This window comes from Geovibrio thiophilus, from assembly GCF_004087915.1.
Lineage (GTDB): Bacteria > Chrysiogenota > Deferribacteres > Deferribacterales > Geovibrionaceae > Geovibrio > Geovibrio thiophilus.
This window is the reverse complement of the sequence record NZ_CP035108.1, coordinates 955,326-968,729: the sequence shown is the minus strand read 5'-3', so window position 1 is coordinate 968,729 and position 13,404 is coordinate 955,326. Positions and strand designations below refer to the sequence as shown.

The 13,404-nt window shown below is 39.9% G+C and carries 14 protein-coding genes; 4 read left to right on the top strand and 10 right to left on the bottom strand.

The annotated features are described in order from the left end of the window. Positions 1 to 170 precede the first annotated feature (170 nt). From EP073_RS04495 to EP073_RS04480, 4 genes are all read left to right on the top strand, one after another. Positions 171 to 557: a hypothetical protein gene (locus EP073_RS04495; protein WP_128465979.1), complete on the top strand. Its 387-nt coding sequence runs from the start codon at positions 171 to 173 to the stop codon at positions 555 to 557. A 79-nt stretch (positions 558 to 636) separates the two neighbouring features. Next, positions 637 to 1,866: a nuclease-related domain-containing protein gene (locus EP073_RS04490; protein WP_128465978.1), complete on the top strand. Its 1,230-nt coding sequence runs from the start codon at positions 637 to 639 to the stop codon at positions 1,864 to 1,866. 23 nt (positions 1,867 to 1,889) lie between these two features. Continuing rightward, positions 1,890 to 3,070, top strand: a protein-coding gene (locus EP073_RS04485) for an IS3 family transposase (RefSeq protein WP_430654678.1) whose coding sequence is annotated in 2 segments (ribosomal slippage) — positions 1,890 to 2,168 and positions 2,171 to 3,070 — 1,179 coding nt in all. Because the reading frame shifts where the segments join, the coding sequence is not laid out codon by codon here. 43 nt (positions 3,071 to 3,113) lie between these two features. Continuing rightward, a complete protein-coding gene (locus EP073_RS04480) occupies positions 3,114 to 4,070 on the top strand; it encodes an SEC-C metal-binding domain-containing protein (protein ID WP_128465977.1) in 957 nt (318 codons plus the stop codon). Between the two features lie 78 nt (positions 4,071 to 4,148). On the opposite strand, the gene EP073_RS04475 is transcribed toward EP073_RS04480, so the two are convergent. The 10 genes from EP073_RS04475 to EP073_RS04435 all read right to left on the bottom strand — a co-directional run bounded on the left by EP073_RS04475 (position 4,149) and on the right by EP073_RS04435 (position 13,196). Then, positions 4,149 to 5,210, bottom strand: a complete 1,062-nt coding sequence (locus EP073_RS04475) for an IS481 family transposase (RefSeq protein WP_128465976.1) — start codon at positions 5,208 to 5,210, stop codon at positions 4,149 to 4,151. A gap of 292 nt (positions 5,211 to 5,502) precedes the next feature. Further along, positions 5,503 to 5,670 carry a hypothetical protein gene (locus tag EP073_RS13815; RefSeq protein ID WP_164885272.1) on the bottom strand — a complete coding sequence of 56 codons (168 nt, stop codon included), beginning with the start codon at positions 5,668 to 5,670 and terminating at the stop codon, positions 5,503 to 5,505. Between the two features lie 138 nt (positions 5,671 to 5,808). Further along, positions 5,809 to 5,913 carry a helix-turn-helix domain-containing protein gene (locus EP073_RS14175; RefSeq protein WP_164885271.1) on the bottom strand — a complete coding sequence of 35 codons (105 nt, stop codon included), beginning with the start codon at positions 5,911 to 5,913 and terminating at the stop codon, positions 5,809 to 5,811. 127 nt (positions 5,914 to 6,040) lie between these two features. Then, a complete protein-coding gene (locus tag EP073_RS04465; RefSeq protein WP_128465975.1) occupies positions 6,041 to 6,388 on the bottom strand; it encodes a YopX family protein in 348 nt (115 codons plus the stop codon). Positions 6,389 to 6,406: 18 nt separating this feature from the next. Continuing rightward, a complete protein-coding gene (locus EP073_RS04460; RefSeq protein WP_128465974.1) occupies positions 6,407 to 7,513 on the bottom strand; it encodes a Fic family protein in 1,107 nt (368 codons plus the stop codon). Positions 7,514 to 8,226: 713 nt separating this feature from the next. Then, entirely contained in the window at positions 8,227 to 9,033 is an 807-nt protein-coding gene (locus tag EP073_RS04455; protein WP_128465973.1) for an ATP-binding protein, read from the bottom strand. Between the two features lie 29 nt (positions 9,034 to 9,062). Continuing rightward, on the bottom strand, positions 9,063 to 9,665 hold the full coding sequence (locus EP073_RS04450) for a carbon monoxide dehydrogenase (RefSeq protein WP_128465972.1): 603 nt from the start codon (positions 9,663 to 9,665) through the stop codon (positions 9,063 to 9,065). Positions 9,666 to 9,836: 171 nt separating this feature from the next. After that, positions 9,837 to 10,628 (bottom strand): acyl-CoA dehydratase activase, encoded by a 792-nt coding sequence (locus tag EP073_RS04445; protein WP_128465971.1) that lies wholly within the window; start codon positions 10,626 to 10,628, stop codon positions 9,837 to 9,839. 74 nt (positions 10,629 to 10,702) lie between these two features. Beyond that, complete coding sequence (locus EP073_RS04440; RefSeq protein WP_128465970.1) at positions 10,703 to 11,995, bottom strand: 2-hydroxyacyl-CoA dehydratase family protein; 1,293 nt, start codon at positions 11,993 to 11,995, stop codon at positions 10,703 to 10,705. Positions 11,996 to 12,038: 43 nt separating this feature from the next. Further along, positions 12,039 to 13,196 carry a 2-hydroxyacyl-CoA dehydratase subunit D gene (locus tag EP073_RS04435; protein WP_128465969.1) on the bottom strand — a complete coding sequence of 386 codons (1,158 nt, stop codon included), beginning with the start codon at positions 13,194 to 13,196 and terminating at the stop codon, positions 12,039 to 12,041. Positions 13,197 to 13,404: the final 208 nt, after the last annotated feature.

Genomic DNA, 13,404 nt, shown 5'->3' with positions numbered 1-13,404 from the left:
ATCAAAAAGTAAAATTAACCGTGTAAAGATATTCTGAGGGAATAAGTGCAGACCTAAAAAAGCATAAAGGTCTAGTTATGTTGACCTAGATGGAACTAGTCAACAAAGAAACCTTTGTATGCTATAGTCCAAGGAACTAAATCCACATTAGAATTGGGGAGTAATATCTCATGAATAATCTTACTGATAGAGAAATTAATGAGGCTAAAAAAAGAACAAAATACATTTATCCTGATAATATATCACATGAGCACAATGATTGTATAAAAATTGCCTATGAATGGTTAGATGCGCAAAAGAAAAATAAGAGTCAAACCACTAAACGTTTTATGTTAAAACACTATATACAAGAATGGTCTGGAAAATATATTTCTACTTCAGACGTTGAAGTTGCCGCGACCTTACATCCAGAAATCAATGGTCAATATCCGTTCTATAATATTAGTTCAAGATTGACTGAACCATCGGTGAGCAGACTTGAAAATATAGGAGAACCAGAACATTCTAATACTAATAGGAATAAACACAAATCAGAAATTTATAAATTACACGAATAAGAAATTACTCCCAGTTTTATGGATATTTCGGAGTTGCACAATTTAGAACAAATTTTGTTCTAAATTGATAGGTGAATTCATGAGGACTGAGGAACATATAATAGCCGAATTAAAGGAGCTGTGCATTCAAGATGGTTATCTAAATGCTGTTGCGCATTTTTGTTTAGAAACCGGATATATTTACTATACAGAAAAAATTGGCTCTGATGAAGTCTCTGAACGTTATTCACGTAAGAATCTAATTGACACAGAAATTAAGACCATCTTAGGGTTTGCGATAAAAAAAGGAATCAATACTCAAAAAATTACACCTGCAAGAGTACAATCTTACATTGATAAAACAGAAGAACTTTTAAGAGAATTACATGATTCTATGTGCTTGACTATTCGAGATGAACTATTTGGTAGCTTACCAAGTGAAGGGATCCCTGTAAAAACATCAGATGAATTTCCAAATAGCTTTTTTCGTGAAGTCATATTTTACTGTGGCATGTCAGCACACAATTTCCAATTTCATGAGTTTGCTATTGAGAAATATCAGAATGATAATAATTGGCTTGAGAAAACTTGTGGGCTTTCTATTCAGAATTGTGTGAGTATTTGTAAAGCCATTTCTGATAGAGTTTTAGAAAATATCAATTCCACTCTCTCAGATAAAATTAAATCTTCAAAAGCTTTAATAGATGGGAACTTTCTGATAAACCTTTTTAAATTCAATGTTTCTGACATCGCTAAACAATCTAAGCTTGAGAAAAATACTGTTCAAAGTTTCATGAAACTATTTTCAGTAGATGATACAAAAAGAAATAATTCTTTTAATGAGTTACACGATTTTAATATGATTCAAGCAAAACCTATAATACAAATTAGTTCTGATGAATATCTAAGCTTCGATAGCACATCACTTTATCAGGCTATTTATGAATCACCTTTCTACTGGATGATGAAAGACAAAGGATACAGAGATATTGCTGTTGAAAATAGAGGTCGTTTTACAGAAGAGTTTGTATTTAATAAGCTATCTCAAATATTCGGAAGTAAAAATGTTTACAAAAATATAGATATATATTCTTCTCCAAGCAACAGATTAGGCGAAATAGACATATTAGTTCAATATTCTGACAGAATATTTATTGTACAGACGAAATCAAAGGGCTTAACTTTAGAGGCTCAGAAATGCAATGATAACACTTTACGAACTGATTTTAAAAAAGCTGTTCAAGATGCTTACGATCAAGGGTTGATTTGTGCTAAAGCGCTACTTAGAAAGAGGTGGTCCCCAAAATCTGTACAGTATGCTAAGGTGTAAAAAGCATATTGGAGGACCATGCGATGTCAAAGGCCAAACGTACCCGTTACTCAGCGGAGTTTAAATCGAAAGTAGCTCTTGAAGCTCTTCGAGAAGAGCTGACTTTATCAGAATTATCAGCCAAGTATAATGTTCACCCGAACCAGATTTCCAAGTGGAAGAAAGAAGCCATAGAGGGTATGGCATCAATCTTTGCCAACAAGCCCTGCAAGTCTGAAGAGCGAACAGAGTCTGAGATAAAGGATCTTCACGCAAAAATAGGCCAGCTGACGGTGGAACGTGATTTTTTGCAGCGAGCCTTCGGGAAACGGTAAGCATATCCCGGAGGAAGCTTATGATCGATAACGTAAAAAGCAGCCTGTCCATCAGCAGTCAGTGCGAGCTTTTGGGCATCAGCCGCTCCTGCTATTACTATCAAGAGTCAGGCGAGTCGGCGTTGAATCTTGAACTCATGCGCATAATAGATAAGCAGTTTATGGCGACACCTGACTTTGGTTCCAGACAGATGGCAAAGCTTATCAGAAGGTATGGATACAATGTTAGCCGCAAGCGTGTCAGCAGGCTTATGAAGAAGATGGGCATAGCTGCTGTTTATCAGAAGCCCAAGACCAGTGTTCCACATCCGGAGCATAAGACATATCCGTATCTGCTTAGAGATATTGATATAAACCGCCCTAATCAAGTTTGGTGCTCGGATATTACCTACATACCAATGAGAAGAGGATTCCTCTATCTGGTGGCTATTATGGATTGGTACAGCAGAAAAGTTCTCAGTTGGAGACTTTCAAACAGCCTTGATTCTGATTTCTGCGTGGCTGCGCTTGAGGAAGCCCTTGAAAAGTACGGAACACCTGAAATCTTTAATACTGATCAGGGGAGTCAGTTTACCAGCTATGAATTTACGCAAACCCTTAAAGATGCAGGGATTAAGGTCTCTATGGACGGCAAGGGGCGTTGGATGGATAATGTCATGATTGAGCGTATCTGGCGGACATTGAAATATAGCTTTGTCTATCTCCATGCGTTTGATAACGGACACGAGCTGAAACGAGGACTGGCGGACTGGATAAATTTCTACAATACAGGAAGACCGCATTCTTCTCTGGGCGACAGAACGCCATATGAAGCTTATAACGGATTAGAGATTCAAATCTGGAAAAAAGATGATAAAATGACTGAGAGTTTCCACCTTATTTCAGTCTAAAAACTGTACTAAAGATGGGTACCACCTGTGAAATAGTAATTACATGCTCGACTCTGAAAGAAATAGTATCGAACTAAAGCACAAGATTAATGAGATATTCATTATTTGCTCAACTTCTTCTCACTATCCTGCACTCTCTGTACAAGCAACCCATTTCTTAAAATATGAAACAAGTAGCATTGTCCATCCTCCTTATGTTTTGGATATCTTCTTTTTCGATATATTATGCGAATTTTTGGATAATCCTTTGTATTTTACGGATTTTCTGAAAAAACGTTTAAGTTACATAAAATCCTTAAGAGCAACCCATGAACATGCTATTTTAAGTTACCATTTGCAGTACAATCTTTCTTTTCCAGAAGGACAAGGTCGAATTATATTAGTTGATAGTATTGCACAAGATTTAGATATTGCAATGTTAGCGAGGCGTACAGGTGCGCCTGCAAAAGAGACTCCAGAAGGTATCTTGACAAGACAAAAAGACACGTCTTTTGGTAAACTTATTTCCCAGATTAAGTATAATAGTGACCCAGCAACAATTAAGTTTGGAGAAGCTCTTCTAGATTTAAGTGAAGAATCTGTTTTAGAACTGAGTGGTTATATTGAAAATATGGCTAAAGACACAATGAGAACTGGGCGACAGCATGATTGCACAATCGTCAATGATTCATTTGGCTTAACAATTCACTGTAATAATGGAAGTGCTAAAGAAGCTCTAGAATTCTTAAAAAACCACTGTGAAAAAAGGAAATATAAACAAAAATTGCATGATTATTATGGGGCATGTATTGATGAAAATTTAAATATCAGATTTTGTATTACTTTAGAATATTCATATGTTTATTCGGATTCCATGAACTATAGATCTATGTCTTTATCAAACTTAAATTTAATAAATCCAGACAAGCAAAATACTAAAGGAAAAGAAAAGACTGGTAGAAATAATCCATGTCTCTGTGGTAGTGGTAAAAAATATAAAAAGTGTTGTTTACTTAAATAAGCTTTGAACTAGTATTTGACTTAATGTGTGCTGACCACGACATAATCTGACAGTTACCCTCTTGAGGTTCGGTGTCAGTTAACTGATAAGTGTCAGTTCTTCTCTATTCATACCCAATATTTTTTCCTTTGCCAACGAAAGATTCTCCGTAAATGTTTCCATAGGAGTTCTGCCTTGGCAGCGTTTGCCCTGATGAGTTCTGTCGTAATTGTACTTATGTAGCCATTCATCAAGGTCAATCTGAAGCTCTTCTATGCTGTGATAGATTTTCTTTCTGAAAGCGACTTTGTAAAATTCATCCAGAATCGTTTTGTTGAATCTCTCACAGATGCCATTCGTCTGAGGGCTCTTAGCCTTGGTTTTAGTGTGTTCGATGTCATTTAGGGCTAAGAACAACTGGAAATCGTGAGCATCAGCTTTACCACAGTACTCGGTTCCACGATCAGTCAGAACTCTTAGCAGAGGTACGCCGTAGGACTCAAAAAAAGGTATAACTCTGTCATTGAGCATATCAGCTGAGTTGATCGGCTGCTTGGTGTTATAGAGCTTCGCAAAGCCTACAGCCGAATAGGTATCTATGAAGGTCTGTTGATAAATCCTGCCGACACCTTTCATCGTGCCAACGTAGAAAGTATCCTGAGCTCCAAGGTAACCAACATGCTCAGTCTCAATCTCGCCCCAGGCAATCTTCTCCTCTTTGGCTCTTTCAAGAGTTTCAAGCTGCTTCTCTGTGAGCACAGCACCAGTCTTTGCAACATGTTCTTCTAAAGCATGAAGACGCTTATTAAAGGTCTCCAGACCATGTCTGAGCCAGACACAGCGTATACCGCCAGCAGAGATAAACGTTCCACGCTTCCTAAGCTCGTCACTGGCTCTCTTCTGACCATAAGACGGCTCTTCAAGGGTAAACTCCAATACAGTAGCTTCAACTTCTTCAGGAACTCTGTTCTTGGTGTTAGGTTTCCGGCGGGTTTGTTCAACTAAAGCGTCTACCCCGCCGTTATCATAGGCATTCTTTACACGATAGAATGTGTCTCTGCTGTAGCCCATTACTCTGCAAGCTTCTGATACATTCTTGAGATAGGAACCAAGCTCTAGTAAACCGAGCTTATTTCTGATAAGTTTTTCTTGGTGAGTCATTGTTATTTCCTCCTATGTGTTCTGCCCGAACCCATAGAGGATAACTTATGGCTCACCGCTTGTTAAACCATTATGTGAAAGATTAAGTCGTGACTATTTCACTTAATGTAATTCAGAACGATTTTTGTCCTAAATCATTTTATGTAGTCAACAATTTCTCCTATGAATCGTTTACATAAGAGAGTCCGTCTCCGCTCACCTTCTCACTTATCAATGCTGCAGCACCAATTCCAACCACGCCGGTTATTGCACCAAGTATAAAGTATTTTAATGCACTCATAACTTCCTTCTTTTATTTTAAGCTGAATTTCTCCAAAATGGCTTTCAGCTCATATTCCGATTTACTGTCCAGAACAGCCTCTTCAAGTTTGAACTTTATGTTGTCTTCAAACCTATTGTCGTCGTTATATTTACTTTCAAGAGCCTTGAATATTCTTTCAAAGAGTTCTTCGGTTTTCATTCCTGCCTCCCTGATTTTAGAAACGATAACATGAGAGTTTTCCAGATACGGAAGAGGCGTAGATTTTTTTAAGAAAAATAAATTTAGAAGCTTTCGGAGATATGCTAAGAAATCAAAAGATTATTGGTTTTGCATCAACTATGAAGAACTACTTTCTATATTGGAAACACTTGACTGCTTGACACCGACCAGATCCGCCAATGCCTTTTGCGTAAGCCCTTTTTTTCTCACGAAATGCTTCAACAGGCTGACAAAGACTTCTTGCAGGTGTTATAACCTGATCTTGCATAATTATCATCCTTAGAGGATATACCTTAAATATACCTCAAAAAGGATAATTGCCAAATATCGTCTATAGAGGATAAATATTTTATCTTAATCCAGCCCCCTCTTCATGTATGTTGCCTATTATTTCAGATATATTTAAATTATCAAGATAAAAAGCCTGTCCGTCATATTTTACCTCAAAGATCTCTCCCGACTGATTAAAGCGAACGATGTCACCTTCGTAGATTTCTTTACCGTTTATGTCCTTTAACCCGACAAACAGCTCCTTTATCCAATCGTCATCAAGAAGAACCATCTCAAGCGAATAAGAAATCTCTTCATCATTTTCCATTACAAGCCTTATATCCCCTTCTGTCTTGCACCAGATGAATTTGAGAGTTTTACCCAACTCAATATCACCGGTAAACCATGCCCTGAATTTTATTTTCATGTGCACATTTTCTCCCAACTACACAGGATCCCGCAAACGGTAGCTTGTGCTCCGCCCACCTGCAATGTTTTGGATAAACACACCGTAAGCCTTCAACTCCTGAATGTCTCTCAAAGCCGTATCATTGGAACATTTGGCGAGCTTAGCATATTTTGAGGTGTTCATATATCCTTCAAAGCTGTCGTCAAGCATTAAATTAATTATCATCCGCTGACGCTCATTAACTGAAAACTGCTTGAAATGATTCCACAGTTCTGTTTTGTAAATAATGGACTTCAAATTATCCTCAGCACGCTCCAAGGCACGGCCAAGACAGCCCAGAAACCACTCAAGCCATCCGGTTACATCAGTAGCTCCCTTCTGTTGGCGCTCAAGCTGAAAATAGTAGTCTTTACGCTCTGCCTCAATCTGGCTTGAAAGACTGTAAAAACGCTCAGAAATACCATCTGCACGGGCAAGAAGCATGTCAGTAATAGCACGGGCTATGCGGCCGTTGCCGTCTTCAAAAGGATGAATGGTAACAAACCAAAGATGGGCAACTCCTGCTTTTATGATGGGATCAAGAGTGGTATCAGAATTGAACCAATTTAAGAAAGCAACCATTTCGTCAGAAATTTTATCTGCATGTGGGGCTTCGAAATGTATCTTTTCACGTCCTACTGCACCGGAAACAACCTGCATTGCACCAGACTCTGGTGTTCGCCACTGTCCGACAGCAATTTTGTACATTCCGCTTCGACCGGTAGGAAACAATGCAGAATGCCATGCAAAAAGTCTTTCTTCAGTTAAATCTCGAGAAAAATTATGGGTAGCATCAATCATCATTTCCACAAAACCATCGATATTCCTGCTGGCAGGAACAAGCCCTGCAATATCGATTCCAAGCCTGCGTGCAATAGATGAACGTACTTCTTCCCGGTTGAGGAGTTCACCTTCAATTGCCGAAGAAGTTACAATATCACTGGTCAAAGTTTTTAAGCTTGCCTCCTGCTTTAAATCAAACCCGATCCCAGCCATCTTTCCAAGAAGAAGTCCTTGTCTGTAACGAATATCAGCAAGCTTGTATGCTAAAGCTTCTGCATTCCATTTGAAGTGAGGCCAATCGCTCTGCTCATATATCCACATAATATTCACCGCAAATTTTAATGTAAATATAACTATTATTCACCGCAAAAGCAACAGTTATTCACCGTACACTATGCGGTATTTAATATCTGTTTTCACCGCATATCAGAATCATATCTCAGAATTTGATTTCGCATCTAGAAATCGAACCGCAATCCGGATATGGACTTTAAGGAATGAAAATGATATATAAAACTGTGTCCAGACATGGATTCCAAGTCCGAAAACGGACATATCGTTTTTGCAGTTTTGATTTTCAGGGGCAAAATTTAGTGCCCAAAACGGTGCCTAAAATATGGGAAAATCTGTCCGGATATGGATAATCAGAAAACCGGAGTAAAAATCATCAATTAATATTCAACAATAACTTACACTAATTTAAAATCCATTTTCGGACAGCAAAATCCAATATAATGGAACCGCCGCCTCCATTACTCTGTTTTCTCTCGTTTGACGACCAGATGAAATACCCAACAACTTATGCCACAATGCAATAAAATCACTTAACAGTGCAATTCGTAAGGTTACAAAAATAAGAAATCGGTCATGAACCGCTCCATCATGGAGTATGGCAAAAAATTAATCTATACAAAGGCATAGCTCAAGAAATTTGAAAACTGCGCAGAAGATGGTGATTGGTTTCTGCTGGGATATCCATCCTTCTCCCATCTTTTTATACATTGCAGTAAATCGTATAGACATGCACATCTGTTTTAAAAATTCGCTCTATTGATAAGCTGCTCAAGTATAGTGTCGATTGCCTCATACGCCTCATTATGCTTGGGCAAACCTGTCAAAGCAATGCTGCGCATATCAAAATCAGCCAGTTGTTCGCTGTTTGGAATTACTCCAAGAATATTTATACCAATTTCATTTGCGGTACGGCGGAGCATTTCGTTAATACTATTCACTCTGTTGAAAACCAGCCCGATGCTTTTGCATGAAATCACTTTATCTTCTTCTGTCATTTTTTTTATAAGACCGACTGTCTGTAGCCCCCTAGCCGATGAATCTGAAAGAATAATGAGATAATCAAGCGTTTCAACAACCTGCCTGTTTATCTGTTCCAGACCTGCCTCCCCATCTATCAAGATTGTGTCAAACTTATCAGATAGTTCGTTTATCGCATCTCGTAAAAGATTATTCACTGAGCAATAGCAGCCCATTGACTCAGAGCGCCCCATAGCCAAAAGAGCAAAACCGTTTCCTTCAACAAGTGTTTCAAGCAGCAAATAGTCCAACATACCGGCCATTTCCTGAATTTCCGTTTCAATGCCGTCCTTTGCTGTTTGAATAACAGCTTCTCTCACCTGTCCGATTGTTTTTGAGATTTTAATGCCCAAAGCATTGGCAAGTCCTAATGCAGGATCAGCGTCTATCACTAAAAGTCTTCCCGTAGATTTTCTTTCAGCCAATGCTCTTGTAAGTAAGGCGGTAAAAGCGGTTTTCCCCACACCGCCTTTACCGCAGACGGCATAGATTCTTGTATTCCTGCAAAGTAATTCTTTATCAGATTTCATTATTTACTCCTAATATTCCCGCACACAATTTACACAACTTTTTTTCTTGCGCTGGAAATTCTGTTAACTTCATCGCAAATCGGTTTATCCTTACAGGAGCTGCAGTTTCCATGAAAAGCACACTGATAAATATCAACCCCCCTCTGCTTCCATTTTTTCTCTTTGATTTGCTGATAAATTTCAGAAACTTTCATCTTTATCTGATTAAGTTTCTCAATATCTTTTTTTGAAGAAGTGACAAAGACTATCTCAGCAGAAGCAACAGATGGCATTTTTAATTTTATGATATTGACCAGTGCGGTTCCGAGAAACTTAAAATCAAAACCTTTTGCAGCGGCATCCCTGCTTATTCTTGACCAAATATGTCCAGTTGTACTTTTCATCATATAACCTTCTATTTGTTCTCCTGTGTATACAGATCTCTGCAAATCAAGATAATCCTCATCCGTCAATTTTTTCCCTGCGACAATAACAATCTGTCCGAAAGAACTCTCTCCGCTGCATTCATGAACATCCGGTCCGATAAGACGGATTCTGCCGTCCTTGACCAACTGTTCATTTATGGAATAAAGAGACAGATTGCACGAGCCTGAAACAGGTCCGCCCAGCTCAAGAAATGTTTCAGACTTCATTACAAGACCCGAGCCCGCCCTTTTTTCTGATTTGATCTGCAAAAGCGCATGGCTGTTTTCAGCATCGCAGGAGAGAATCTTGCAGTTTTTCCCTTCTGACACAAACTCACTGATTAAAGATGAAACACAGTTTATATAATGGTCGAAATCTGACACAATCCACCGCACATTTTATTTATTTTGTATCAAAGCCTTTGCCTGAGCAAATAAAGCCGCGCCTAAAGCGCCGGTAATCTGCGGATCCTCTTTTGTTCTTATAACGGGAATACCCAGACTGACTTCCAGACTTTTCACGAGTGCCATGTTTCTTGCGCATCCGCCCGTAAGAACGACTTGAGGAACAGCTCCGACACGGTAAATCATTGAAAGCAGCCTGCGGACAATTGAATCAATAAGCCCGCCGGCTATGTCTTCCTGCCTTTCTCCGTTATTTATGAGGGTAATAACTTCTGATTCCGCAAATACACTGCACTGTTTTGTGATTGAGCATGGATTTCCTGATCTCAATGCCAGTGCAGCAAATTCATCCAAAGAACAGTCAAGTGTTCTCGCCATTGCTTCAAAAAACTTGCCTGTTCCCGCTGCGCACTTATCATTCATAGCAAACTCAATAACCTTACCGTCAGCGTTCACAGAAATAACTTTACAATCCTGACCACCGACATCTATTACGGTTCTGATGCCCGGGTTCAGCCAGTGCGCACCTTTTGCATGGCAGGTTATCTCAGAGATATTTTCAGTTATAAACGAAACACCGCTTCTGCCGTAGCCTGTTCCGACTATGTATTCGAGATCAGAAACAGCTTTCAGCCCTATTTTGGATGCAGCTTCCTCAATGGCTAATGCGGCAGTTTTTTCAGGGCTTGCGGTTGAACGTATCACCACGGTTGAAGCTACCCTGTCGTTCTCCATTATGACAACTTTTCCGGTGGCTGAACCTAAATCTATGCCCGCAACAAACATTCGTCCTCTCCAAATTTTTTATGCTGATCAGCAATCTCTGCTGATCAGCGGTATCCTTGAATTTTCAGATAAGTTTATTTAAATTTGCCCAGTTTATGAGTCTCAAAAAACTCATTGACAATATGTGTGAATTTATCCATAGGCAAATAGCGCGGATCAAAAATATCCATGGTCAAAACCAGAAGAGGAACTCCGAGTTCCCTGCATGCTTCTCTCAAAAAGCCTACAGACGCAGACTGATCCTTATGTCCCACATGACCGGGGAAAAATACACAATCAATCTTGTAATCTTCAACTATCCTGATCACATCCTCAATGAATACATCCACATTCCCCCGCGCCTGCCTGATCATAGGCACTTCCGCAAGGTTACGCTTAGCCAATCCCAGCAGCATGCTTTCTTCTGTCGAGGTGTCTATATGGGAATATGGAGTATAGCCCTGAAAATCCTGAACAACGACCGTTCCGTGTTCTTTTTCAAGCCATTCTCCAATCGGAGCGTTAACTGTTCCGATCAGATCCGCCCACAGCACTCTGCTGTTTTCCTTCTCAAGCCAGCCTTTATTAGCTTTATATCTGGATTCCTCGTCAGCAAGAAGCATTCTGAACAGATCAGTAGCCCCGGGGTGGCCTGCCATAATATGCTGAGAAATTGCCCAGCCTATACCTGAACCCTGAAAAGAACCGCCGGGACATGGAACGGCTCTCCTGAGCTGGTTATATTCATCCCATATTTCATATTGCTTGTTGGTTTCTTCGATCACTTCACGAAGCCTGTTCCAGTCAAGCTTGATTCCGGTAAGGTTTTCCAGAAACGCAATCATTCTCCTCAGTTCACCGACAAAGTACTCAAAATCCTCTTTTCCGCTTCTGTATGCGGGATCAAGCGCGAAATACGGCACATCTTTCCATGCGTCGTTGTTAATCCACGACTCATGGAGAACAGACTGGGCATCACACGGTTCAAGCATAGCAATCATTCCTGTGGGAGTGGGAACCAGCCCTTTTTCAACTGCGTAGGCTCCGAGTTTAATCAGTCCGCACATATCATCCGGTACAATATTTGCGTCGATTCCGGCTAGGTCATCTGTAAAAGATTGATGTGCAAGCAGGTTATCCACAACACAGATATAATGTATTCCCATGGCAGCATAAATCTCCGGCGCATTGCCGTACCAGCTTGAGAGAAAAGGCTTGTTATTTTCAGCGCAATCAATCGTTTTCTCATCATTTTCCAGAAAGAGCCTGAAAAGAGCAAGAAGAGCAGGATTAGGAACTGGAGACTTTTCCATATCAGATATTATCGCTTTCCAGCGCTCTCTGTATTCATAATAACGTTCAAGCCCTCTTATAGGTTTTGTTGTCATTTTTTGCCTCCGAAATGGATTAATAAAATCTGTTACTATCCTTCTAACGCCCATGCTTTGTTCCTGAGATTGTTTCAAGAAACGCCTGACTCCTTGTTTTTATCTGTCCCGTGCTGCTCAGAATGTAATCAATGTCAAGAGTAAGGTGGGGTATGCCATGTTTTTTCAAGTATCCTATGAGGTTAACTTGCTCGAATGACCACTCGTCGCAAAGAGGCAGACGTACCGAAATAACGCCGTCAACCTTAAACTCTTCAGCGATGTGCCTTACAAAATCGTTTCTGTTGAATGTAGTTCCGAATATTCTGGGGCATGCAGGACGTTTAAGCACATGATATTCCGCGAGAGCAGTAAGAGGTTCAATGTCAGTATCCACATCTTCCGCTATGGCTCTGTAACCGTATCCGAGGGAATCTGCAACAACGAGACATCCTTGGCTTTCAATCACCTCTATAAACTTCGGGTCATCCAGTTCGCCGCCGACAACCATAATACGTTCAGAGTAGTCAGATATACCTTCACCCGTATAGAGTTCCTCCAAAAGACCTGTGAGCATTGTATTATATTTTTCTTTAGGCATTGAGGAAGATGCAACCATAACCGCATGTACATCCGCACCGGTGATCGGGGGGTTTTTCTTTTTTCTGAGTTCATACAGCTCTCTTTGAAGACGGCGGGTTTCATTATGAAGCTCTATAGCTTTTTTAAGCTTAGTATCAGTAATTTGAACATTAAAATGTTTTTCAAGGCTGTTCTTGAAGTCTGCAAGCTCCTTGCGGTACACCTCTGCCTGCTCCCTGCCGCTTTTCTTAGGAAACGGCATAAAGTGCATATAAGGAGTTTTAATTTTTTTCTGCCAGTTTTCATAAAACCGTCTTATATGATCACAGTTATTGACAGATACCAGTCCGTCAATGAAACCGAGTTCTCCTCTTACTCCGGAATCAAAAAGATGCCGGACAAAGCCGCAGTTTATCTGTGTGAAACATGACTCGGACAATTCCGTTCCTTTGCTTCCTACAGCCTTCATGCGGTAAGGAAGCATGCCGGCGGCAGTAATAATTTCCTCGGGTATGTAATGATACATACACCCGATTATCTTCCTGCCGCTTTTTTTCCACTCCTGCAATGAAACATTAACAGGATTAGCCGCAGTTTTTCTGAAATCCTGTAAAATTGTTGATTTGAATTGTGCATTCACGGCGTCTCCACTCCTTTTGCGTATTTTGGGAAAACCACTGTTTAAATTTTAGTGTTTTCTGTCATTAAGGAAATAGGTTGGATAACTGTTTTTTCACGGATTATTCATCCAGTTGTATTTAGGCAAAACTCTTACGGTTGAATAGGGATTCTTCTTTAACCGATAACTTTTTCTGTTTAGATAGTTTGTCAAAAGAGCGTCACCCCGC

Bases quoted from the DNA above. Each gene is read 5' to 3' on its own strand.
- EP073_RS04495 (WP_128465979.1), top strand. From the start codon at position 171: ATGAATAATCTTACTGATAGAGAAATTAATGAGGCTAAAAAAAGAACA.
- EP073_RS04490 (WP_128465978.1), top strand. From the start codon at position 637: ATGAGGACTGAGGAACATATAATAGCCGAATTAAAGGAGCTGTGCATT.
- EP073_RS04480 (WP_128465977.1), top strand. From the start codon at position 3,114: ATGCTCGACTCTGAAAGAAATAGTATCGAACTAAAGCACAAGATTAAT.
- EP073_RS04475 (WP_128465976.1), bottom strand. From the start codon at position 5,210: ATGACTCACCAAGAAAAACTTATCAGAAATAAGCTCGGTTTACTAGAG.
- EP073_RS13815 (WP_164885272.1), bottom strand. From the start codon at position 5,670: ATGAAAACCGAAGAACTCTTTGAAAGAATATTCAAGGCTCTTGAAAGT.
- EP073_RS04465 (WP_128465975.1), bottom strand. From the start codon at position 6,388: ATGAAAATAAAATTCAGGGCATGGTTTACCGGTGATATTGAGTTGGGT.
- EP073_RS04460 (WP_128465974.1), bottom strand. From the start codon at position 7,513: ATGTGGATATATGAGCAGAGCGATTGGCCTCACTTCAAATGGAATGCA.
- EP073_RS04455 (WP_128465973.1), bottom strand. From the start codon at position 9,033: ATGAAATCTGATAAAGAATTACTTTGCAGGAATACAAGAATCTATGCC.
- EP073_RS04450 (WP_128465972.1), bottom strand. From the start codon at position 9,665: ATGAAGTCTGAAACATTTCTTGAGCTGGGCGGACCTGTTTCAGGCTCG.
- EP073_RS04445 (WP_128465971.1), bottom strand. From the start codon at position 10,628: ATGTTTGTTGCGGGCATAGATTTAGGTTCAGCCACCGGAAAAGTTGTC.
- EP073_RS04440 (WP_128465970.1), bottom strand. From the start codon at position 11,995: ATGACAACAAAACCTATAAGAGGGCTTGAACGTTATTATGAATACAGA.